The sequence below is a fragment of the Bifidobacterium crudilactis genome, assembly GCF_000738005.1.
GTDB lineage: Bacteria > Actinomycetota > Actinomycetes > Actinomycetales > Bifidobacteriaceae > Bombiscardovia > Bombiscardovia crudilactis.
In genome coordinates, this window is record NZ_JHAL01000001.1 from 503,802 (window position 1) to 527,127 (window position 23,326).

At 57.5% G+C, this 23,326-nt stretch carries 15 protein-coding genes; 9 read left to right on the forward strand and 6 right to left on the reverse strand.

All coding sequences use genetic code 11. The features are described from left to right. Positions 1 to 120: 120 nt before the first annotated feature. The 4 genes from DB51_RS01945 to DB51_RS01960 all read left to right on the forward strand — a co-directional run bounded on the left by DB51_RS01945 (position 121) and on the right by DB51_RS01960 (position 5,083). Positions 121 to 2,613, forward strand: a complete 2,493-nt coding sequence (locus tag DB51_RS01945; protein ID WP_084674489.1) for a glycoside hydrolase family 31 protein — start codon at positions 121 to 123, stop codon at positions 2,611 to 2,613. Between the two features lie 110 nt (positions 2,614 to 2,723). After that, entirely contained in the window at positions 2,724 to 3,416 is a 693-nt protein-coding gene (locus DB51_RS01950; protein ID WP_034250849.1) for a YesL family protein, read from the forward strand. Positions 3,417 to 3,639: 223 nt separating this feature from the next. After that, positions 3,640 to 4,644, forward strand: coding sequence for a zinc-dependent alcohol dehydrogenase family protein (locus DB51_RS01955; RefSeq protein WP_034250850.1), 1,005 nt, complete (start codon positions 3,640 to 3,642; stop codon positions 4,642 to 4,644). Positions 4,645 to 4,696: 52 nt separating this feature from the next. Further along, positions 4,697 to 5,083, forward strand: coding sequence for a VOC family protein (locus DB51_RS01960; protein WP_034251292.1), 387 nt, complete (start codon positions 4,697 to 4,699; stop codon positions 5,081 to 5,083). A gap of 48 nt (positions 5,084 to 5,131) precedes the next feature. Here the strand turns inward: DB51_RS01960 and DB51_RS01965 are convergent, their stop codons facing one another. Beyond that, positions 5,132 to 6,562, reverse strand: a complete 1,431-nt coding sequence (locus DB51_RS01965; protein ID WP_162174600.1) for an aminotransferase class I/II-fold pyridoxal phosphate-dependent enzyme — start codon at positions 6,560 to 6,562, stop codon at positions 5,132 to 5,134. Between the two features lie 567 nt (positions 6,563 to 7,129). Between DB51_RS01965 and DB51_RS01970 the strand changes: the two genes are divergently transcribed. The 4 genes from DB51_RS01970 to DB51_RS10280 all read left to right on the forward strand — a co-directional run bounded on the left by DB51_RS01970 (position 7,130) and on the right by DB51_RS10280 (position 14,274). Further along, the gene (locus DB51_RS01970; RefSeq protein WP_034250851.1) at positions 7,130 to 8,071 is read left to right on the forward strand and encodes an ABC transporter permease; all 942 of its coding nucleotides are present in this window, start codon (positions 7,130 to 7,132) and stop codon (positions 8,069 to 8,071) included. Beyond that, a complete protein-coding gene (locus DB51_RS01975; protein ID WP_084674490.1) occupies positions 8,068 to 8,955 on the forward strand; it encodes an ABC transporter permease in 888 nt (295 codons plus the stop codon). The genes DB51_RS01970 and DB51_RS01975 overlap by 4 nt, the downstream gene beginning before the upstream one ends. Continuing rightward, the gene (locus tag DB51_RS01980; RefSeq protein WP_034250852.1) at positions 8,952 to 10,796 is read left to right on the forward strand and encodes a dipeptide ABC transporter ATP-binding protein; all 1,845 of its coding nucleotides are present in this window, start codon (positions 8,952 to 8,954) and stop codon (positions 10,794 to 10,796) included. Before DB51_RS01975 ends, DB51_RS01980 begins: the two co-directional genes overlap by 4 nt. 1,399 nt (positions 10,797 to 12,195) lie before the next feature. Beyond that, the gene (locus DB51_RS10280; RefSeq protein WP_162174601.1) at positions 12,196 to 14,274 is read left to right on the forward strand and encodes an isopeptide-forming domain-containing fimbrial protein; all 2,079 of its coding nucleotides are present in this window, start codon (positions 12,196 to 12,198) and stop codon (positions 14,272 to 14,274) included. Positions 14,275 to 14,417: 143 nt separating this feature from the next. Here the strand turns inward: DB51_RS10280 and DB51_RS01995 are convergent, their stop codons facing one another. The 5 genes from DB51_RS01995 to DB51_RS02015 all read right to left on the reverse strand — a co-directional run bounded on the left by DB51_RS01995 (position 14,418) and on the right by DB51_RS02015 (position 21,279). After that, complete coding sequence (locus DB51_RS01995; protein ID WP_034250855.1) at positions 14,418 to 15,383, reverse strand: P1 family peptidase; 966 nt, start codon at positions 15,381 to 15,383, stop codon at positions 14,418 to 14,420. A 194-nt stretch (positions 15,384 to 15,577) separates the two neighbouring features. After that, positions 15,578 to 17,095, reverse strand: a complete 1,518-nt coding sequence (locus DB51_RS02000) for an ABC transporter substrate-binding protein (protein ID WP_162174602.1) — start codon at positions 17,093 to 17,095, stop codon at positions 15,578 to 15,580. A gap of 209 nt (positions 17,096 to 17,304) precedes the next feature. Further along, positions 17,305 to 18,735 carry an amidase gene (locus tag DB51_RS02005; protein WP_051867164.1) on the reverse strand — a complete coding sequence of 477 codons (1,431 nt, stop codon included), beginning with the start codon at positions 18,733 to 18,735 and terminating at the stop codon, positions 17,305 to 17,307. Positions 18,736 to 19,421: 686 nt separating this feature from the next. After that, entirely contained in the window at positions 19,422 to 20,762 is a 1,341-nt protein-coding gene (gene fucP / locus DB51_RS02010; RefSeq protein WP_034250856.1) for an L-fucose:H+ symporter permease, read from the reverse strand. A gap of 127 nt (positions 20,763 to 20,889) precedes the next feature. Further along, entirely contained in the window at positions 20,890 to 21,279 is a 390-nt protein-coding gene (locus DB51_RS02015; protein ID WP_034250857.1) for a VOC family protein, read from the reverse strand. Positions 21,280 to 21,669: 390 nt separating this feature from the next. Here DB51_RS02015 and DB51_RS02020 point away from each other — a divergent pair, with 390 nt between their 5' ends. Continuing rightward, the gene (locus DB51_RS02020) at positions 21,670 to 23,223 is read left to right on the forward strand and encodes a hypothetical protein (protein WP_156958185.1); all 1,554 of its coding nucleotides are present in this window, start codon (positions 21,670 to 21,672) and stop codon (positions 23,221 to 23,223) included. Positions 23,224 to 23,326 lie beyond the last annotated feature (103 nt).

The window sequence follows — 23,326 nt, forward strand, 5'->3', positions numbered from 1 at the left end:
CGAAATCCGTCGGACGTCCATAACCCGAAGCATGAATCCGCCGGTCCTGACGGCAAATACGTCGGCCGCCCACAAGGCGCGTGATGCGCGCCCTCACCGATCAGAAGAAAGCAAGGGTCAATGTCTACCTTTCACAATGACAATCCTCGATATTCATTTCCGCACGGAGCGCATCCGAAGATGGATGATGCCTGTGTGATCGTCGGTGATCACTGGCGTATCGGCGTGCTTACGGAGTCCTTGATTCGATTGGAATGGTCCGAGGACGGGGCCTTCGAAGATCACTGCAGCCAAACCGTCATCAACCGGAATTTCCTATCGCAGGACTCGGTGGAGCGACGTGTCTATGACCAGGATGGTCTGCTGGTGATTGATACCCCTTACCTGCACCTCAGCTATGACCGCAGACCTTTCAGCAAGGAAGGGCTGCAGATACAGGTCAAGGGCATGGACGGTTTCAATGGCACCTGGCATTACGGTGCGTCACAGCACGCCAATCTCAAGGGAACGGCGCGAACGCTGGATGGAGCGGATGGCGCAATCGGACTGGGTGACGGGGTGATCTCCCATGACGGTTGGGCTGTGCTCGATGATTCATCGAGTAATGTTCTTGTCGCGGAAGAAGACGGCGATGCCGCCGCTTCATCGCCAAGACTCCGAGTCGCTCCGAGAAGCTCAGGCAGACAGGACCTCTATTTCTTCGGATACGGACATCGATATCGACAGGCGGTGCAGGACTTCTACGGACTGACGGGGCCGACGCCATTGCTGCCGCGATTCGCCTTGGGCAACTGGTGGAGCAGGTACTACAAGTACACTGCCGACGAATACCTTGCGCTGATGGACCGTTTCGCGGCCGAGGGCATCCCGTTCACTACTGCTGTGATCGATATGGACTGGCATATCACGGAGGTTGACGCCAGCTACGGTTCCGGGTGGACCGGATACACTTGGAACGAGGACCTATTCCCCGACCCTGAGCGTTTTCTGCATGAACTGCACAGGAAAGGTCTGCGGACCACGCTTAACGTACATCCCCGTGACGGTGTGCGCGCCTTCGAGAAACCGTATGTCCGCATGGCCGAGACGATGGGCGTGGACCCCGCAACCGGGGAGGCCATCGAATTCGATGTCACCAATCCTAAATTCGTGGATGCATACTTCGACATGCACCATAATCTGGAGGACGAAGGCGTCGATTTCTGGTGGATTGACTGGCAGCAGGGTGGTGTGACCAAACAGGTCGGGCTCGACCCTCTCTGGATGCTGAACCATCTGCATTATCTTGATTCGGCAAGAGACGGACGTTGGCCGCTGACCTTCTCCAGGTATGCGGGGCCGGGATCGCACCGTTATCCTATCGGTTTTTCGGGGGATACGGTGGTGAGCTGGGAATCGTTGAGGTTCCAGCCATATTTCACTGCTACGGCATCCAATATCGGTTATGGCTGGTGGAGCCACGATATCGGTGGTCATATGTCCGGCATCCGCGACGAGGAGCTGGAGGCGCGTTGGTATCAGCTCGGAGTCTTCAGTCCGATCAATCGTCTGCACTCCAGCGCATCTCCCTTCAACGGCAAAGAGCCGTGGAACTTCCATGAGCCGGTTAAATCCGCGATGGTGGATGCTCTGAGACTGCGGCAGGCTCTGATGCCGTACATGTATACGATGAACTGGCGCAACGCCGTCGAGGGCAGGGAACTCATCGAGCCGATGTACTGGCAATACCCCGAACAGGGTGAGGCCTATGGTGTGCCGAATGAGTATTTCTTCGGGTCGGAGCTTATTGCCGTGCCGATTACCGAAGCGATGGATAAGGCTTCGATGAGGGCGAAGGCGAAAGTCTGGTTGCCTCAGGGCGAGTGGTTCGATTTCTTCTCGGGAAGACGGTATCGCAGTGACGTCGCGTCCGGAATGAATTTCTACGCCTGGCGAGGCATAGGGATCATGCCGGTCTTCGCAAAGGCGGGCGGCATCGTGCCCTTGCAAAGCGACAACATGACCAACTCCACGGAGAATCCCGAGGCTCTGGAAATTCTGGTATTCCCAGGCGCCGACGGCAAATTCTCGCTTCGCGAGGACGATGGACGGTACGCACCCGACGGCGGTATCGAGCGTATGCGTGTCTCCGACACCGTGATGTCCTTCGACAACGCGAGCAGCACACTGACCATCGCAGCCGCGGCGGGTGATGCTCGTGTGACTCCCGAACGGCGCACGTGGACCGTGACGTTCCGTGGCGTCGCCATGAGTGAGGTCCAAATCGACGGCGAGTACTCCTCCGACACTTCCTACGACAAGGAGAGTCTGAGTCTGACGGTGCATGTCGGCTGCAAAGCGACCGATAAGGACGTCACGGTGAGTTTCCCCCATGGTCTTGAACTTGCGGCCGACCCGGTGAGTGATGATGTGTTCGCCATCTGCAACGACGCGCAGATCGCCTACCCCTTGAAGGAGGCGGCGAACGCTGCGCTGCAGGAACACGGAACTCGTGCACTGCCGTCACTGAAAACCTTGTCCTATGAGTCCAAGGACCAAAATGGCGGCATTCACAGGGAGGAGCTTTCCCCGAGTGTGCTTTCGGCCGTGGAAGAGGTACTGTTCCGTTGCTGAAGGGCACCGAGATGGCCGCATCAGGTGTTTCTCGCTGGTGTTGCACCGGATGTCGGCAGGCGATGGGTGAAGAGGGACGGTCGTGAGAGGACCATCGGAAGGTGGAAAATATGAGACGGTTCGCACTCGGGTATGAGTATTTTGCCCGTATTATCATGATGGTCGTGATGGTGAACATCGCCTTCATCGTGCACACGGTGATGGGGTTGCTGGTGTGGGGGTTCTTCCCTTCCCTCGCCGCGTCCTATTCGACCTACCGGGCTTGGATTCTGTCGGTTGAGGACAGGTCATGGACCGTTCGTCAGACCTGGTCGACCTTCCATCGGGCTTGGAAATCTGAACTGCGTGATGCGAATCTCTTCGGATGGCCCCAGTTCGTCGTCTGGGCGCTGCTGATTTGGGAATACTGGTTCGTCCAGAACAACAATCTCGGTACGCCCGGCTTCGCCGTCTCCGGGGTCTTGCTGGTCGTCAATGTCTTCTACGCGTTGTTCGTGCTGGTCAGTTGGGCTGTGCGCGCCAACTTCGACGAGCGTGCATGGTGGACGGTGCGTGCATCCTTTTCAATGATCATCGTCAGGCCGCTGTGCTCCGTGGTTATCCTGTTTCTGCTGGCCGTCATTGTCTTCGCATACTACAAGTGGCCTGGATTGATGGTTGCTTTCGGGGTCTCAATACCCATCTTTGCCACCATGATGACCCTGTATTCATGGGGAAGGCTTCCTGGCATGGACGTCCATGATATCGAACCGATGGAGAAAGACCAAAGGCATATGCGGCAAAGCCGCCATTCGCATCGTTGATAATGATGCGAATTATCCCGATTCGTTTCTTTCGAAGGTATTGTTCTGCCGTTGAGAATGTTCTGTTATGTGTTGTCTCAACTTTATGCGCGTCATTTGCTGCGTAAGGTCCGGTGAGCTATCGTGCCAATAGGGAATTCGGACAATGAAGCCGACCCCGCAGTCTTGTCAACGCCACGACGATGTTGTTGTTGACACAGACCACACACCGAAAGGATTTGGCATGAAAGCCTTAGTGCTCACCGGAACGAAGCAGTTCGACATCGAAGATCTTCCCACGCCTGAAATCGGCCCTCATGATGTGCTGATAGATACGGCCTATGCAGGGGTGTGCGGCACCGATCACGACCTGTACGCGGGACGTCCCGGTTCGGCAGCTGCGGTCCCGCCAATCGTGTTGGGGCACGAGAACTCCGGTGTGGTCGCCGCCGTCGGCGAACAGGTCACGCGGGTGAAGCCCGGCGACAGGGTGGCGGTGGACCCGAATATCTATTGCGGTCAATGCGAGTTCTGTCTGACCCAGCGTCCTGAGCTGTGCGATCATCTCAGCGCGGTGGGCGTGACCCGCAACGGTGGCCTAGCCGAACAGTTCAGCGCGCCGGCAAGCGTGGTCTATCCTCTGCCGGACAACGTATCGTTGAAGTCGGCGGCCGCGGTCGAACCGATTTCCTGCGCTGTGCACGCCGTCGACCTGCTCAAGCTCCATCCTTATCAGAAAGCCCTGGTCATCGGTGACGGATTCATGGGGCAGCTCTTCGTGCAGGTGCTGCAGGCATATGGCGTTCATGAGGTCGATCTGGCCGGTATCGTCGATGAGAAGCTCAAGCTCAATGCCGAACGATTCCACGTCGTGAATACCTACAACACCTTGCGTGAAAGCATTCCCGAGGGCCGCTACGACGTTATCGTCGAGGCGGTCGGTCTGCCATCGACTCAGGCACAGGCCATCGCGGCTGCCAACAAGGGGGCACAGGTGCTGATGTTCGGGGTCGGTCCGCAGGAGGCCGTATTCGAGATGAACACCTATGACATCTACAAGAAGCAGCTGACCATACAGGGGTCCTTCATCAACCCTCTGACCTTCAGCGATGCCATTGCCCTGCTGTCAAGCGGCAAGGTGGATGTCGATTCCCTGATCAGCCACGAGTTCGCGCTGGAACAGGTGCAGGACTTCCTTGACGGCGCGATCACCGGGGTCTCCAAAGCGGTCGTCAGGCTTGCCGAATGAGGTTGGTGAGTGTGCGCATACGTCAAAACCAAGGAGAACCGCAATGAATACCATGACCGCATATACTACGGATGTTCAGCATGTGGGCCTGCCCACAAGCGACCTTGATGGGACCATCGACTTTTATACCAAGACCATCGGTTTCGAACTCGCCGGAGTCTTCAGGAACGGCGATGACCGCTGCGCTTTTCTGCGCTACGGACACATCACGATAGAAACGTGGGAGGTGGAGGAATCCGCCATGGGCGACGGGGCATGGAATCACATGGCTCTGGACTGCACCGATATCGATGCGGCCTTCAGCAACGCAAAGGCGCTGGGTCTGGATTTCAAAGACACCGAGGTCCAGTCGATTCCCTCGTTCTGGGACAATGGCATACGGTATTTCAACATCTACGGCCCGAACCGGGAAATCATCGAATTCTGCCAGATTATGTGAGTCGCCTTCGTCCACGACTTCGCCGACCGCCGACTGTCGGCGTGAATGTCATTGCTCGGCGGCCTCTTGCAGAAGCGGGGCCGTTTGAGCAATCTGTTCGGCCTTGATGCCGGCTATGGTGATGCGAATGTGTTCCGGCACACCTTCGCTGCCGTCACGGCCGTAGGAGTCGCGCCCGACGATGAAATCCGAGCCACGCCGCACTTTGATGCCTTTGGCCAGAAGGTAGTCGAATGCTGCATCCTCGTCGTGTACCGGAAGCCACATATTGAGTCCATCGCCTTCAGACAGGTCGATACCCTCGCGATGCAGCGCATCTCGGAGCATCGACCTTCTGCTTTCATACTCCCTGCGTGCCCGCAGAATCTGCGCATTCGTCCTGGAATCGGCAAGCATCATGTACAGCAGCTCCTGCAACAGTTTGCTCACCCAGCCGACACCGAGTTTGCGCTCGCGTATCAAGGACTCGACTATGGTCTCCGGCCCTGAAAGCGCAGCGAGTCTGAGATCCGGTCCATGTGTTTTCGAGAAGCTCTGTATGCGAACCGTTTCGTCCGGAATGAACGCCCCCATGCTCATCGCCATCGCCGTCGAGATGCTGCCGCTGTGGTCGTCCTCGATGATCAGCGGCCTGCGCTGCTCGCCACCATTCGGGTAGTGCTCCATGATGACGTCTGCAAGGCGGTGGAGCCTTTCGGGCGTTGTCGTGGTTCCTGTGGGGTTCTGGGCTCTGGGTTGCAGGATGATTGCACTGATGCGCCGGTGTTGTGCGTGGCAGTCGTCGATCGCCGATTCCAGAGAGCTCGGGGTGACACCGAATTCGTCCATTTCGATGCCGACTGCGGTTGCGCCGCACTGCTGCACCAGGTGGATGATGGGAGGGTACGTCGGGTTTTCCAGCAGGATAACGCTGCCCTCGGCCTCGCAGATGCGCAGCACTCGTTCGATGCCGTCCATCGCCCCCGACACCACGGTCAGGGCCTGCACTGGATACGGCCAATTGCTGCGAAACAGTTCGGCCAACGGCGACAGGATGGACGATTCGTCGTAGGAGCCGATGTATGCGGTTCGCTGACCTTGCATGATGAGAAAGCGGTTGATTCCGGGCAACAGTGAAATATCCGGTGTGCCCAGGGAAAGGTCCTGCAGAACAGTGCCGTCTTCCGAATTCGACGACGGCTGTCTGAGATTCGTCCAATCGTTGTTTCGAGACAGCACGAAGGTGCCTCGCCGCCCGCGCATCATAAGATAGCCCGCGACCCCAAGCTGATGGTAGATGGTCGAAATCATGCCGTAGCTGACGCCCAGTCTGGATGACAGGATGCGGACGGTCGGCATGCGCTGATTGGTCTGCAGGGATTGACGTTCGAGCAGTTCGATAAGCGTGGTCTTGATGGTATTCGAAGTGATGGTCGCACCGGACTTGGGCAAGGCTTCGAGAATGGTATCGAGCGCACAGTCATCATGTTGTGTTCCCATGGCGTTCGTGCTGTCCATGTCTTCGATTCACTCGCTTTCTTGTTGGCTGCGCGGGTACTGCCCGGCACGTTCGGAATCCCCTGCCGCATCAGATACGGTGTGGTCCGCTCCTGTTCTGTTGCAACGGGGGCATGTGCCGGTCTCGAACCGTCCTCTTCGAACCGTCCTGTTCAGACCGTGCAACGTGCCCCATGTGATCTGTACAAGTGCATCCCCGTTTCTGATTGTCGCCGATTGCCGTGCCGTTGCGCGCATAGCGGATACCTTATCCGTACTGTCTCTTGTCTGCGTTGCGTCGCTTCGGCATCTCGTCCGATGTACAGGAATCATAACGCCTCCATGTATCGGCCGGTGAGGAGAGGCGCGGCCTGTATCGGGCGTCCGGTGGCTTCCCTGAATCCGGTTTGTGCCGTGGCTTGATTCGGAAGAGACCGTTGAGAGGGTCGCTCGGTAACTGCGTGGTAACGCAAGGTTATGTGCACGAAATGTTCAATCGTGACCATAAGAGCCTGCTTGGGCACGCGGTGTTGGGCATAAGTGACTCAGTGGCATCGTAAAGGGGCTGGTATGAAGAAGGTATTATCTCGGATCGGGGTTTTCCTGATAACCGTTGCCGTGGCATCCGTCGCGGTATTTCTGCTGCTGTCCGCCCTTCCGGGGGACGCTGCGGCCATAAAGCTCGGGACGGAGGCATCCCCGCAGGCTTTGGAACAGATGCGTCATGAACTGGGACTGGATCGTCCCATGTATCTGCGCTATCTCTCTTGGGCTGGCGTCATGATTCGTGGGGATATGGGCATCTCCGCGAACTCTGGGGTGAGCATTGCGGCGGATGTCATGCAAGGGCTTCAGGTCACGCTGCTGTTGGTGGTCATCGCCATGGTCATCGCCCTGCTCATCGCCTTCGTTTTCGGCACTTTGGCGGCGGTGTACAGGGAGCGTGCACTCGGCACCGTCATCAGTGTCATCAGCCAGATCGGCGTTTCCATACCGGCGTTTCTGGCAGGGTTGATATTGGTGATTGTCTTTTCGGTCGGACTGGGTCTGCTGCCCGCGACCGGCTGGGCATCCCCTGACGATCCGGTACAGTTCCTTCGTCATGTGGCCCTGCCCGCGCTTTCCCTCGGTCTGGTGCAAGGTGCGATACTCAGCAGATATGTGAGATCGGCCGTTCTTGAAGTCACCACTGAGGATTTCATGCGCACGGCCCGGGCCAAGGGACTGAGCTCCTCGCAGGCATTGCGCAGACACGGCATCCGCAACGCACTGGTGCCAATCATGAATATAGCCGGTGTGGAAACCGCTTCGGTCCTTATCGGAGCCGTTGTCGTCGAGCGCGTGTTCGAAATTCGCGGGCTGGGCAGTCTGCTGGTGTCTTCCGTTGAAAACCGAGACCTGCCAGAAGTGCAGGCAATCGTGATGGTGCTGGTCGTGATGGTGCTGTTTGTCAATCTCGTGGTCGACCTGTTATCTGCCGCGGTGGATCCAAGGTTCGGAGGGGAACGATGAGTGTCGCAAGTGTAGATGCCTCGGTTGGGGGACGCCGAAAGGGCGAGGGCGAGGGCGTGCGGCTGTTCGGCAAGCGCATCAACGCCGGCATGGCGATAGGTGGATGCATGCTGCTGCTGGTCGTGCTGATGGCCGGTATTTCGCTTGTCTGGACGCCCTACGATCCGCTGAACGTGGTCGCCGACAAACTGTTGAGGCCTAGCGGACAGCATTGGTTGGGAACGGACAGGCTCGGATACGATGTCATGTCCGTAATCATGGCGGGGTCGAGAACCACCTTGACGGTCGGGTGCATCGCAGTCGTCGTGGCTGCGCTGATAGGAGTCCCCTACGGCATTCTGTGTGGAATGTCCGCCAGTGGCATGGGCAGGTGGCTGATGCGTTGGAATGACGTCATGCAGGCTTTCCCTCCATTGCTGTTGGCCATCGTGTTTACCGCAGCGCTGGGGCAGAGTTCCGTTACGGCGGCCTTTGCGCTCGGATTGGGCGCGTCACCTGCCTTTGCGCGAGTGACGCGAAGCGTGACCAAACAAATCATGGGCAGGGAATATGTTCTGGCTTCACGTGCGGCCGGGAGGGGGAACCTTTTCATAGCTTCCAGACATGTTCTGCCGAACATTCGAGGAACCATCATCGTCCAGCTGTCCGTCAACTTCGCGGTTGCCGTGCTGGCTGAGGCGGGACTCTCGTATCTCGGTTTGGGAACTCCGGCACCACAGCCATCATGGGGACGTCTGCTGAGGGATTCCTCCGCAGTGATTTATTCGAATTGGCTTTTGGTGCTTATCCCTGGAATCGCCATCGCATGGACGGTTCTGGCGTTCAATCTACTGGGTGATGGATTACGGGACTACCTGGATCCACGTTTGGAGGGGCAATCATGACGGACGGCACAGCAACGGCAGCACATCAGTCATCTTCCGACCTGGTGCTGAACATCTCCGGTCTCAGGGTGTCGTCCGGGGACAAGGAGATTATTCACGGCATCGACATCACCGTCAGAGCAGGGGAGCGGCTCGGTCTGATTGGTGAATCAGGTTCGGGGAAATCGCTCACGTGTCTGGCCGCCATGGGGCTGCTGCCCCAGGGGCTGACGGCAACGGGGAGCATCGAGCTGCCATCCGCGGGCATAGACGTGCTGCATGCTGACGACCAGCAGATGAGAACCTTGCGCGGTTCGACCATGTCCATGGTGTTTCAGGAGCCGATGACGGCATTGAATCCCCTGATGAAGGTCGGCAGACAGGTCGGCGAAGTGGTGAGCATTCACAGGCCCAAGGCTTCCGGTGCCGAAATCGGCAGCAGAGTCGACGACATGCTGACAAGCGTGGGCTTGGCTGACGTGAAACGCGTAAGCGACTCGTACCCATTCCAACTGTCCGGTGGTCAACGCCAGCGTGTGATGCTGGCCATGGCGATGATTAATTCGCCGGGACTGCTCCTGGCGGATGAGCCTACGACCGCCCTGGATGTGACCGTGCAGAAACAGGTGACGGAACTCATGTCCGAGCAGGTCCGGTCCTCGGGGTCATCGCTGTTGTTCATCACCCACGACCTGGGCGTGGTAGCGGGGCTGTGCAACTCGGTCGCCATCATGCGCCATGGTCGCATCATCGAGCGCGGCGCTCTCGAAGAGGTGTTCGCTCATCCCCGTCATCCCTACACCAAGGCCCTGCTCGCCGCATCGAAACTGGAGAAGGACGAGCATAGTAATCGATTGGTCACTCTGGCGGATTTGGAGAGGCGTGAGCATGACGACGGTATGCACGGCCAAGAAGGGCAGTCTGCCGAAGGTGCTGTGGACGGGAGATTGCACGGCGATTCGCCTGCCGTGATAGTCGAGGGTCCGGAGCCTGCTGCCATGGCACCGCACGATGTCCTGCCTGAGGAACCGCATGGCACGCTGGTGTTCAATCGTTATGAGTCGAGCCTGGCACATCCCCACGAGGAAGCGATACAGGTCAGCGAACTGGTCAAAAGCTATAAAACAAGAAGTCTTGGGTCGACCAGAACGTTCAAGGCGGTGAACGGCATTTCCTTCGATGTGCATAAAGGAGAAAAGTTCGGCATCGTGGGTGAGTCCGGATGCGGTAAATCGACCACGCTGAGGATGCTGTCCGCACTCGACCGGGCGACGTCGGGTTCCATCAAGATATTCGGCACCGAGATAGTCGAGCAGAGCGCACGCGGCAACGCCTGGGTGCACCAGAAGGTGCAGGTGGTCTTCCAGGACCCGATGGGCTCTCTCGACCCGAGGATGAGAATCTGGCAGATAGTATCCGAACCGTTGGGGAAGACCCCCAGGAAGGAGCGTCTGGCCCGTGCGGAGCGCATACTTGAATCCGTGGGTCTGGACGCGGCTTCGGCTCAGCGCTACCCCCACCAGTTCTCCGGCGGCCAGCGGCAGCGCATAGCCATTGCGAGGGCTTTGATTACGAAACCGCAGGTGCTTATCGCCGACGAGGCGGTTTCCGCGCTCGATGTTTCCGTCCGAGCTCAGGTGCTCAATCTGCTGGCTGATTTGTCCGAATCGCACGCCTTCACGTTGGTGTTCGTATCTCACGATTTGCATGTGGTGCGGAATCAGTGCGATGTGGTTGCCGTGATGCGCAAGGGCGAAATCGTCGAATGCGGTCCGAGCGAAGAGATATATAAGAATCCCCTGCACCCCTACACCAAAACCCTTCTCGAGGCGATGCCGAACATCGGCGCAGAGGGGGAGTGAATTGGTGCGTGTGACGTGCGTCGACGGCATGTTGACGGCATGCCGCTGGTATTTCGTATGAGATGAACCCCGATAAGTGTCGCAAGGTCTGCTGATAGTGAATGCTTCGGCGTCCCACCGACCGTATCGTCTCGCCTGCAACTACATGGTTTGCCTATACTCTCCAAGCAAAGACATACATAGTGTAATATATTACCCATCATGTTCGCTGCATGTTCCTTTCGTTGATTCAAGGCGTTTCGTCTGATTGATGCCGGTCGCGGGGGGGGGGTGTGCTGTTTTCGCTTCGGTGGGTGGTGCTCTTATGGGTCGGTTGCGTACATTTGTTGCATGTTGTCGTCATCTGGAGCGCAGCGAGGGAAATCGTCCTGGCGATTACAAGAGGAAACTCCTGACCTGCATTGCTTTCACTTTTGCTATGTTCGTGCTCATTGGAGCAATACTCGTGTCGACGCCGGTGCGTGAAGCGGTTGCTGATGCTAATGATTATGGACCGGATGGCTATTTCAGTCGTCTGCAGGATTCGGATGCAGATGGTGCGGTAGTGCCATATTTGAAAACTGAGGGTGACTTTTCGGGATATTCGTGGGGGACGCAGCCACAAATTCATTTTGGCAAACAAGGTACCACTGGCACATATGGTTCGAGTGACGTTTATGGACGATACATAGTTCTGGGGGTGGGCCGTGGAGTATCGGGGATGCCAAGTATAAATGCTTCTGCACATGTGGAAGGGTCTGACTTGTATACGTCAGCAACAACCTCTGTGAATCCTAATGAAGCGTTATTGTTCGCGCAGAGTATGGAAACAGCGCCCAGCGATTTCGGAGATAATGACGCATTTGATATTGGTCAAAATGAGTATCAATCCGCTCTCGCCAGACTTGCGGATGACAAAGACTCTGAGGATGACGTGTATGGGAGCAATTATTCTCTCTTCGAACAAAGAATGCTGAGGAGAGATGTTGTCGAAGGTGTGTGTACGGAAGTCGTAGCCACTTCGTGTAACACAACCAGTTTTGTGGGTCAGGCACATTCGAATTACTCTTATGGAGTTTTCCCTCTTTCACTCGGGGATTTGAAAAGGTATTTTGGATTTTCTGGGGGTGCTGGGAAAGGTAGCTCTGCATTTGCAGATTCAAGAGGCGCTGTCTGGGTTAATGGCTCAGCGGGATTCATGTTGCGGACCCCGTGGTGGATAACTACGGATAGCTGGCCGTGGGTAGTAAATACAAGCGGCGTGAACTCAGGGAAACCAAATTATCAATATAACTACCTTGGCTCGATTTCGCTGGAAGGTAGTCAATATGGACTACGGCCGGCCTTGCGGTTGCGGATTGAGACGCTAATCCTCTCCGCTGACTCTGGAACTGAAAGCCAAGCAAAGACATCCGATGCTTTGCGGTTGACGTTTGTGGATGCGTCGAAGAGTGTGGTGTTGTCGAAGATCCCGTATATCGAGCAGGAGTCTGGTGTTGGTGGTGAGTGGGTGTTGAAGGATTTGGAGGGTTCTTCGAATCTGGAGTTTCAGACAGGTTTGGGGTGGAAGCTGGTGGACTCGACTGATGATTCAGGTGAGGTGGTGGCTTCGGGTCGGACGAATACGGATGCTGCGACCGGTGTGAAGGGCAATATGGTGGTGCCGTGCGAAACCTTGGAGTCAGGTAAGGATTACGTGTTGTCGGTGTGGGGTCAGGAGGATGGTTCGGATACGGTGGGCTGGTCGAATCGTGCGACCAAACCCATCACGGGTACGGTGACGGTGAACGGGGCTGGGTGCTCTCTGGCTATAAGGAATTCTCCGTCGTACGGTATTGCACTGACAGGCCAGACTTCGGGCACGCTGAGCGCGTACAAGATTGGTGACTACAATGACGAGGCGTTCAACCACACCGGTGCGTTGAAGAGCGTGATGTTGACAACTCCGGCCGCGTTGAAGGACACGCTTAAGAATGCGGCTGAGCCTGCTGGCGCTACGGGTGTGGATGTGGATAATCCGATGGGTTGGGTGGCGTCTCGGTGGTTGGGGTATCCGACTGACCCGTCGAGTGATGATGTGACTTCGGCGTTTAGTCCGTATGCGGGCAGGCTTCAATTGTTTGCTCAGGCGTTGCGGGATGCCGTCAAAGCGGATGGTGATGCTTTAGGTGAGGTCGCCGGTCAGTTGAATGGTTTGGACGCTCCTGTGGGTAATCCCGTGACCTTGCCGCTGTCTGGCCCGGGCTTGTATCTGATTGTGGATTCCAGTGGCGCGTCCCTGCCGATTATCGTGGGCACGAAGGTGTTCAACGATGCTCTCGGTGAGGATGGTGGTTTCGTAGATTTCACTGACGCCGGGGTTAAGGGCAAGCCGCGTTTGGGTCAGGCGGCGTTGAAGACCACGGTGACGGATATTGCGAAGCGGATAGTCAATGATGCGGGTATGGATGGCTTCGATGTGGGCTCCGAGGTGGAGTACGAGATAGCGTTGCAGGTGCCTGATTTGACCGAATTCTCCGTGCCCTATGACGCGTATGAGTTCAGGGTGGAGGACACGGCTGATAGCGGGTTGACGTTGCCTGACGCAAGTGGAGTGAAGGTGTTGCTGGATACGTCTTCGCCTGATACCGATGTGACGGGCGCGTTGCCGTCTTCGTCGGTCACGGTGTCGGGTCAGATGTTGACGCTTACAGGGTTGAAGACCCTGTTTGCGGATGATAACGGCTCGTCCGGCGTGACGAACAAGCTCCCTGCGGGTTCGTTGATACGCATCCGGTATACGGCGGTACTGAACAAGGAGCATGCCACGTACGCGGTGCCCACCAGTGGGGTGGTTGCGGCGAATATGAACGAGGCGAAGCTGACCCGTTCGCATGCGGGAGCCGTATCCGAGGGTTGGACTGATGCTGGTTCAGGTGTGGAGTCCAAGATGGTGAAGGCGAACGCATATTCCTTCCGTGTGGAGTTGTCGAAGCGCGATAAGGATGACTTGTCGACAACGCTTGTGGGTGCACGGTTCAAGGTGTTGCGCGATGGTCGGCCCTTGGACTTCGTGGAGGTGCCTGCTGCCGGTAGTGGCGTGTACCGTCTGGCGGTGGCTGGGGATACAGGTGTGACGCAGAGCGTGGAGACCGTTGCGGATGGCAAGCTCACCGTGCAGGGTGTCGAGGCGCGTGAGTTGGTCTTTGAGGAGATTGCGGCTCCGTCCGGCTATTTCAAGGTGTCGGATTTCACGGTGGATGTGCGTCCGATATGGGATGCGGATGCGACGCTGGTGACGGAGCTAGCGTATGTCACTTCGGGTTCGAATCTGGCGTATGTCAGCGAGGATGGCAGGCAGGTCATGGTGCTCGACCCGGCGTGGAGTCTGGCGAACCTGCCCTACACGGGCGGTATCGGCATCCTCGTCCTGCTCATCGTCGGCGGCCTGATACTCGCGTTCGCCATCCGCCCCTATATCCTCTCCAAGCGGGCCGAGCGCGACGCGAATCTGGTCTAGCGGTTCCGGCCTTGGGCCTCGAATGAGATAACTGCACTAAAAGGACAGCAATTTGGTGATACTTCACCGGAAAAGCTGTCCTTTTAGTGCAGTTAACTCTGTGGCGGTCGTGGGGGGATGCCGAAAATGCATCCGCATGCCGCCTAGTCGACGAAATCCTTTGCACAGGGAAGTCCATAGGCGCTTTCGGCACTGAGAACAGCGACTTCCACGGCCCGTTCCATGACATAGGCTGCCAGCGTGCCCACGCCATCCGTATCCGCAACGACGGAACCGGTTGAGACGGCGTAGATGGAATCGCCGTCCACGCTGGTATGAACAGGACGTATCGTTCTCGCATAACCGTTATGCGCCATGGAAGCGACTTTCGTCAGCGCCGACTTATCCAATCTCACATTGGTGAACACCGCGCCGATGGTGGTGTTTCCCTCGGGTGCGTGCCGTTCGGACTCCATATCTTCAATCATGGATGAGAACGAGGATTCGAATGCAGTGTTCGTATCGTCAAGCATGCCTGCGAGAGTGGTTCCTGAACCTGCCGCGTACACATCTCCCATCGCATTCACGGCGACGACCGCACCTATTTTCACCTGACCGACCTGAACAGCGTAAGACCCGAGACCACCCTTCATCGCGTGCTCCATGCCATGGTATTTGCCGACCGAGCACCCTGTTCCGGCTCCGATATTGCCGTTCTGGAATACGCTCCGCTTGGCCTGGAAGCATGCATCGTAAGCATTCTGGGCATTCGGGCGAGCGTGCTGGTCGCCGACGGGCAGGTCGAAGAGGCAGGATTGACAGACAAGAGGAACGCAAGCCTCTCTGATGTGCAGCCCTGTGCCTTGCTCTTCGAGGAATCGCATGACACCTCCGGCCGCGTCCAGCCCGTAGGCAGACCCACCGGAAAGCATCAACGCGTGGATGCCGGAGGATGAGGCGACTGGTGCCAGCAGCGGGGTCTCCCGGCTGGCGGGCCCTCCTCCTCGTATGGCGACCCCGGCCGGGCTGAGATGGTCGAAAAGAAACACCGTGGCACCGGTTCCTCCCGCGTCATCGGTGTAGTTCGCATAGGCGAATCCGCCCACTGATGTTATGTCTATGTCCTGCATTGAGCTTCCTTGTGCTGGTCGATATTCAGGTGATTGCGTGGAATCCTGCCGGTGTGCGGTGTCCGCACTGTGCTCTGTTTCAGCTGCGTGATGGAGTGCATGTGTGCCGTTTTCCTGCACGCCGATAAGAAAGAGGTGCGCATCCCTGGGGATGCGCACCGGTGGTTATTCCGAGGGGACTTGAGGCCGCGGTATCAGGAGCGCTTGGCGCCGGTCAGGTCCAAGGCGATGCCGACATCGTTCTTGTTGATGCCGCTGACGTTGTTCTTGGTGACCACCAGCAGCTTGGGGTTGTAGAGCCAGTCCGCGGGTGCGTCCTTCTGAATCTGGGTGATTGCCTGATTCATATAGCTGTTGAACTCCTCGTCATCGCCGCTCTTCTTGGCGTTGGCAAAGGCATCCTGGACAGTCTGATTCGAGTAGTTCCAGTAGTAATCCGAGTTGCCGTAGTTGAAGACATTGCGCGGTTCGACATGCAGGATGGCCGTCATATCGTAATTCTTGTCGGTCAGGGTGTTCTGAAGCCAGACCGCCGGGAATTCCTGAGTTTCCAGGTTGACGGTGAAACCGACCGCCTCAAGTTGGGTCTTGACGACCTGGGAGATGGATTGCGCATAGCTCAGGCTTGGCACGGTGAAGTTGATGGTCGGATTGCTCACGCCGGATTCCTTGACCAGTTCCTTCGCCTTGCTCTGGTTGTAGGCGTAGGCATCTGATTTCTTGTACCAGGCATCGGTCGGTATGGAAGGCGAGGAGATGACGTTGCCGTAGCCGTTGAGCACCGTGTCGACGACCTTGCTTCTGTCGACCGCGTACATCACCGCCTGCCGCAGGTCGGCATTGTCGAATGGCGCTTTCTTGGAATTCATGGCGAGCACCAGAATGCCTTGCGCATTGCCGACATCGATTCTGTAGTTGTCGTTGTTCTTGAACTGGTCGAGCTGGTCGTAGGCGGTGAAATTGTAGATGGTATCGATGTCGCCGCTCAGCAGTGCGTTGGAGCAGGACGTGGTATCCGTGTAATACATCAGTTCAACGGTTTTCAGACTCGGCTTGGTGCCCCAATAGGACGTATTCTGAGCCAGGGAGAGCTTGCTGCCGACAGCATAGCTTTTGACGGTGAACGGTCCTGTTCCTACGGCTTCGGTTTTCAGAGAGTCCACTGCCTTGGGGTCGAACATCGCTCCCAGCGGGCCTGTGAGCCAGAAGAGCACGTTGCGATCAGGCGATTTCAGCACCACTTTCGCTTCGTCCGCCGACGGCGTGTCCACATGGTCGATTGCCGAGAGGTTGGTCGGGGTGTTGGCCTTCCATGTGTTCAGACGTTCCAGGTTGTATTTCACCGTGCTGGAGTCGAAGCTGTCACCGTTGGAGAATTTGACTCCCGACTGCAGTTTGAAGGTGTATGTCAGTCCATCCTCGCTTACGGTCCAGCTTTTCGCGAGCAGCGGTTCGATGGTTTTGCCGTCGTCCTTGAGCTTCACGAGGCCTTCGTACACGTTGACCATCAGAGCTTGGGGTATCGCGGCTCCTGAGGTTTGGGTCATGTCGAGGTTGGCCGGTGATGCGGTCAGCCCGACTTTGAGGTCCGTCGATGCCGATGACGCGCTGGACGAGCCGGTGCCTCCCGCGCAGGCCGCTGTGAACAGCAGACTTGCCGCGGCAAGTGCGGCAGCGACGATACGGACGATGCCCTTCTTGTGTGCTTTCATGGTTTCCCCTTCGATGGTGATGGTCGGTTCATACGATATTGAGCGAACCGGGTCCATGGTGACTGGGTTGGAATGACTGGGTAGGAATATGTGGGTGGGATTGACTGGTAGGAACTGGATGGGTGGGGATTATCGGGTACGGCTTGCGGTCGGGCTTGTCTCAGGAATGATGAGCCGACCGGTGCCGTGAAGAAATCGCCTGACGGACCTCATGCTGACGGTTTTTCCCAGATTCTCGGCCATGAGGTGACCACGGCCTCTGCGGGCTTGATGTCCTCGTAGAGTTTGCTCATCCATATCACGCCCGCCTCGTCGAATCGCTGACCTGCTATCTGCAGTCCAATCGGTTTGCCGTCGGAGCTGAAGCCGCAGTTCACGCTCGCGGCAGGTTGCCCCGACATGTTGTATGGCAGGCAGAAGGCGATGTGAGACATGGCGTGCTCGACGTCATTGCTCGGCATCGGCCAATCAACCGGATAGGTGACATCCGGGGAGACGGGGGAGAGGATGAAGTCGACATCCTTGGTGGCGGTCAGTGTCCGCTTTGCCAAGGCCAGCTGCTCGTCACTGCCGCGGACTGCTTCGGCACTGGTGATGGCTGAACCGGCAAGGCACCATTCGGAGATGAAGGGGAGCATCACAGCCTTGCCGTTTTCGGGAAGGTTGACGTAGTCCTTGTAATGCACGGCTCTCCAGAACAGGTCGATGAGGTCGATGCTGTCCCCGACGAAAGGCTCCAGTATTTCGACATGCGCCCCTGCCTGTTCGAACAAAGCCGCAGCATTCGACACCGCTTGTCTGACTTCCGGTGTGACGGGAGCCCCGGCCCCCGCATCGAGCAGCAGGCCGATGCGTATGTCCTTGAGCTGTCGCTGCGTGTCGAGCCAACCCTGAGCCGCTGTCGGAAGACTGTACGGATCGCGCCAATCGGGTTGTGAGGTCAGGTTGAGCGTGGTGCCGATGTCGTCGAATCTGCGTCCCATGATGCCGATGGAACGGCCGTAGTAGGGAGGGTCCACCGGAATGCGGCCGAATGTCGGTTTCAGACCGACGGCACCGTTCCAGCTTGCGGGAAGCCTTACGGAACCTCCTATATCGCTGCCGAAGTTCACAGGCGAGTATCCTGCTGCGGATGCGGTGCCCGCCCCCGCGCTTGACCCGCCCGGATTCCAATCGGCGTTCCAAGCGTTGCATGTCGTCGGGTGGTCGGTCGAAACGCCGGACGACAGCATGCCCCACTCCGGCATGGCTGTTTTCCCGAGCGTGATGCATCCTGTGGCGTTGAGCAGGTCGTAGACGGGGGAGTTGAGTGTTGCGGGTTCTGAGTCCGCAAAGGATTTTGAGCCCCAGGTGGTGACCTCGCCAACGACATTGACGTTCTCTTTGATGGTCAGTGGAACGCCATCCAACGCTCCGAGTGCCTCGCCTCGCCGCCAGCGTTCCTCCGATGCCTTCGCAGCCTGAATAGTCGATTCCTGCCTGTCATAGCGTTTCGCCATCGCATGCAGTACGGGTTCGGCCTCATCCATCAGAGCGCTTTTGTGGGCCAGCACCTCGACCGGTGACAGCGTCCCCTCACCGTAGGCTTTAGTGAAATCCTCGATGCTGAAATCGTCGATATCGCTGAGTGACGCTGTCATGCCGATGCCTCCTCATATACGGGTCGGGCACATGACGAAGCAATGCGTCAAGGATGCCCTCTGCCCTCTGTTGTTTTCCGAGTCCAAACCGAAGCGTCGCTTCCCGAATCGGCCTGGTGCTCATCCACCGCTTCCACTGTCGAGTCGCGTCGACCAATGTGCACGTTGCCGACCATGTTCAGTTGGAACAGGTGCGGTTTGAGGCTATGGTGACGTGTTCTCGTCCCCCGCGATGTGTGTGTCATCCTCCACATTGAACATTTCGCGTTCATATCTGCCCGTTTCGTTTCCGTTAACGCATCTGCCTCATCCTCGTTGAGGTATGGGCGGGGAATCCGGACGATGTGGAAAGGCCGACGGTGTTCTGGTTCCCGGCGTTCAAGTCCGGCAGCGACACGGAGGCGGGGCATTTCTGCTATACCGCTGCAGGACGCGCAACGATTGGCAGTTCTTCAGGGACAGGCGTCCGGATATGTATGGAGCCATCACTCAGGCCTGATGAGTCGTGAATGCGTGATGCCCCGCGCCCATATATGTATGGGCGCGGGGCATCACGCATGATTCCTGCTGGTCTGAGCTCAGGTCAGGCCAGGTCGGTTCACAGACCGACCGTCTCGTTCAGTGCTCTGTTCAGCGCTCAGGTGGATTGCCGACGGAGTGCTGAACGAGACCTTGCCGAGGTTGCATCATTGCTTTGCCAGCGCGAGTTCCTTCTTCTGCTGCGGGGTGAGAGTGTCGTGCTTCATCTCGGACCAGAAGTACCAGGCGACGACCAGCAGTTCGATTGCCGGCAGAATGAAGGAGAACTGCATGGAGGTGGCATCGGAGAGCGCTCCCTGCAGAGCCGGAAGAACCGCGCCGCCGACGATGGCCATGACGATGATTGCCCCTGCCGTTTCGGTGTAGCGTCTGTCCTGAACGGTTTCCAAGGTGCGTGAATAGATGGTCGGCCAACCGGGCCCGAGGAAGAAGCTGACTCCGACCGCAAGCCATACCGCAGCGATATTGTGGATGGACACGGTGCCGACCAGCATCAGTGCGCCGAGTGCCAGGTAGACGGCGAGCACGCGTGTCTCTCTGAACTTGGAAAGCAGATAACTGCCGAAGAAACGGCCGACGAAGAAGAAGGCGTAGCTCCACAACATGAAGTTGGAGGCATCGCGGTCGCTGAAGGACGGGAACATGTTCAGTGCCAGACGCATCGTGAAGGACCAGATGCCGGTCTGGGCGCCGATATAGATGAACTGGGTGAGGATGCCCCTCTTGTAGCGGTTGTTCTTCGACAGATAGGAGAGCGTCTCCTTCAGGCTTGCGGAGGCTATCTTGCCTTCGGTGGTCTTCGGGCGCCCGGTGGGGAACTTCGTCACCGCGAACAGGATGATGAGCACTCCGAGGGCGATGAGCACGTACTTGTAGGGTGACAGCGTCCTGCTGAGCTGCGCGGTCCCATAGGCCTGGGCTGCGGCTTTCGAGAGTCCTGTCATCTCCGTTTTGAGGTTCGTGTCCTGGAAGACGAGGTATTTGCCCAGCAGAATGCCGACGATTAGGCCGAGTGCGTTCATGGTCTGCGAGATGTTGAGCCGCAAAGTGCCCAGACGCTTGGGGCCGAGCAGTGTGGCGTAGGTGTCGCCTGAGGTTTCCAGGAAGCTCAGGCCGATTGCCTCGATGAAGATGGCGAACAGAAAGATGCCGTAGGTTGCGAACTGGGATGCCGGGAAGAACATCAGGCAGCCGAGTGCGAACAACGACAGACCGGCGATGATGCCCGCCTTGTAGCTGGTCTTCTTGATGAACAGGGATGCCGGGATGGCGATGATGAAATATCCGCCATAGAAGGCGCTCTGCACGAATGCCGTGGCGAAGTCGCTCAGGTCGAAGACGGCCTTGAACTGCGTGATGAGTATGTCGTTGAGGCTCGATGACACCGCCCAGATGGCGAAGAGAATCGATACGAGAACGAATTGCAATATTGGCGTGCGGTTGAGATAGCCGTCGGGCTGTTCAATCCAGCGTTGTTTTGATGACACAACTTCCCCCAAAGTCTGTGTGCCTGAGTATGCAGACCTCTGCAAAGGTCTGGGAATGCCGGGGCATTGATGTTGCCGTGTGTGGCGATGACTGGTGTGTGACGGTGAATTTCCGGATTGTCGGAAATCAGAGAATCTGGCAGAACTCTATGGTTTCGCCATTCGGCCCGAGGACGTTGAAGTATGCGATGCCGTTGTCCCAGAAGGAGGGGATGTGCTGAATCGAACCTTCCACGAAGTTCAGGCCCAGCTCTTGCGCCGCTGCGAAAGCCTTGTCGATGTCCGTGGTATTCAGAGCGAAGTGGTTGATGGCACCTGTGGTATTGGGCGTGGAATCCACCGTCCAGACCTCAAGCGTGAGATTGGCGAACCTCAGGAAGGTGCAGGTGCTGTCCCCGTTGGGGAAGCTGCCTGCCACCTCGAAGCCCAAGGCCTGGTAGTAAGCGATTGTTTCATCCATCTTGGTGGTCGGTATGCCAACATGCTGGATGCCAGTGATATATGCGGTCAGGTTCATGACGTCTCCATTGTCCGTACTGTATTAACCTCGTTAATATACTAGCACCGTTAATGCATACATACCTAGTTGAATCTGGTTTTGAGACGTGAGTAGGGGGATGAAGCTATTCCCACGGTGTGTTGAAGATGAGTTGGTTGAGATTCGCGCGAAACCGACATGCCGCAACCATGCGGCAGACGGATTTCCAGCATGATGTCACGCAGCGTGCCCTGCGAGGCATCATGGAAGCGCGAAAGCCTCGTGCGGGCACGACATCATACGGAGTGTGAAAGCGGCCGGAGTGACGTTCCAGGTAGATTGAGTCATGGGGTTGGGAGCATTCCCCCGCGGTTCTTGTCGGTCTGATGGCAGTTCGTCTGCGGGGGAGTAGTGGGGTTAAGGGGTGTGGTGGTTATGGGTCGAGTGGATTTTCGTGGCGTGCCGGTTGAGACGGCGTTGGCCCGTGTACGTTTGAGGACTGCGGTGCTGCTGAGCCTGTGCTGGGCGTCTGCTGTTCTGTTCATGGGGTTCACACTTCCTTCCGCCGGTCTGGTTCATCCCCCGGCGTGGATTCAGGTATGCCAACTGGTGGTGTTCATTGTGGGCGTCTCCTTACTGCTGGTGACCCGTGCGTGGAACAGACAGGTCGGTCTGGCACTTATGGACAAATTGGAACGTGATTTTGATTTCGCTTGGTACGAGCGGTACATGGATATGGCCGTGGCAGAGGCGAAGGGCGAGCGGGCTCGTCGCAGACTTAGTGTGCACACTGCTCTGGCGAAGGCGCGACTGCGGTATATTCGGGGAGATTTCGACGGGGCGTTGGTCTTGCTGTCCGGGGTGAATCTGCAATGGCTTCGTCGTCGCGGCCAGCGCGCAGTTTCCACCATGGCTTGCTGTGTGCAAGGGTATATGGCTGCTTTGCTTGCAGGTCGTCAGGGTGAGATGCTGGCCTATTATCGCCTGTTGACGGGTTTCGCGGCTCCGAACCGTCACTACCGGGAGATGAAGGAGCATGCGCTGCTGGTGTTGTCTCAGCGAGCTGGGGTGATAGCTGGCAGCGGTGCGATGAGCGCTGTGGAATTCCGGCGAGAGGCCGCCCCTTCAACGCCGTTTGTACAGCTAGAGAACGCCTATTTTTTAGGATTGGCGGAGTATGCGCGGGGTAATGCGAGTCATGCCGATGAGCTGATGCGTCAGGTCGTCGAGCTGGCCTCGGCCAACGGGGAAGTGTATTTCGTGCGAAAGGCTCAGGAACGCATCGGTTCTGTTGGTCAGCGGACCGGAGCAGATGCGCCTGTTGACATGGGTGTAGTGCCGTCAACGAGTGCGCAGTCATCGGATGTGAGGGTTCTCGTGCTTCCTGAGCAGCGTACCGGGTGGAATCCTATGGCGGTTGCGGGGTTCATACTCTCGCTTCCTCTATGTGTCGTCGGTTTTGTGCTGTCGTGCATCGGGCTGAGGCAGATTGGCAGGCATGGCGGACGCGGCCGTGGTCTGGCCATCGCCGGAGTCGTGGTGTCGCTCATCGCGATGGTGAGTGTGGGCTCCCAGGTGTACTCGTGGAGTAGGGATGGGTGCATTCCGCAATACCAATCCGCAGCTGGTGTCGACCCGTCGTCGAAGCCGAAGGATGTGGAGCTGCTGTTGGACGCTTCTGCTTACCCGGAACAGAGGAAGCTGTGCACGTTCATCAACCCTCATACCCCGGCTTCGGTACGGGCACAGGGCAATACGCTGCAAATCACGTACACCTTCGACGGCGAGCCGACCGTGACGTCGACGCTTGAGAACACAGCAGCCAGACAGCTCGACGACAACACCGCCGCTTATGTCGGTGAAGCAACGTTTTACATGAGCCTGGTCACGGACCCACACGTGCGTATCATCGTGATGTATCAGACCAGCACCGGGACGCGTGTGACCGAACGCACATATACGCCATACAAGCTCGCTTCATGACCTGCTCCGATTTCGGAGATGCCATCTTGGATACCGCATAGCTGACGTCGCAGATATCGTTACGTTCTTATGCGTCCGGAGGCTGTATGCTTCCGAAAGACAC

Excerpts from the sequence above, each read along its gene's own strand:
- DB51_RS01980 (WP_034250852.1), top strand. The coding sequence starts at position 8,952 with ATGACGGACGGCACAGCAACGGCAGCACATCAGTCATCTTCCGACCTG.
- DB51_RS01950 (WP_034250849.1), top strand. The coding sequence starts at position 2,724 with ATGAGACGGTTCGCACTCGGGTATGAGTATTTTGCCCGTATTATCATG.
- DB51_RS01955 (WP_034250850.1), top strand. The coding sequence starts at position 3,640 with ATGAAAGCCTTAGTGCTCACCGGAACGAAGCAGTTCGACATCGAAGAT.
- DB51_RS01965 (WP_162174600.1), bottom strand. The coding sequence starts at position 6,562 with ATGGGAACACAACATGATGACTGTGCGCTCGATACCATTCTCGAAGCC.
- DB51_RS01960 (WP_034251292.1), top strand. The coding sequence starts at position 4,697 with ATGACCGCATATACTACGGATGTTCAGCATGTGGGCCTGCCCACAAGC.
- DB51_RS02000 (WP_162174602.1), bottom strand. The coding sequence starts at position 17,095 with ATGAAAGCACACAAGAAGGGCATCGTCCGTATCGTCGCTGCCGCACTT.
- DB51_RS01945 (WP_084674489.1), top strand. The coding sequence starts at position 121 with ATGTCTACCTTTCACAATGACAATCCTCGATATTCATTTCCGCACGGA.
- DB51_RS01995 (WP_034250855.1), bottom strand. The coding sequence starts at position 15,383 with ATGCAGGACATAGACATAACATCAGTGGGCGGATTCGCCTATGCGAAC.
- DB51_RS02015 (WP_034250857.1), bottom strand. The coding sequence starts at position 21,279 with ATGAACCTGACCGCATATATCACTGGCATCCAGCATGTTGGCATACCG.
- DB51_RS01975 (WP_084674490.1), top strand. The coding sequence starts at position 8,068 with ATGAGTGTCGCAAGTGTAGATGCCTCGGTTGGGGGACGCCGAAAGGGC.
- DB51_RS02005 (WP_051867164.1), bottom strand. The coding sequence starts at position 18,735 with ATGACAGCGTCACTCAGCGATATCGACGATTTCAGCATCGAGGATTTC.
- DB51_RS01970 (WP_034250851.1), top strand. The coding sequence starts at position 7,130 with ATGAAGAAGGTATTATCTCGGATCGGGGTTTTCCTGATAACCGTTGCC.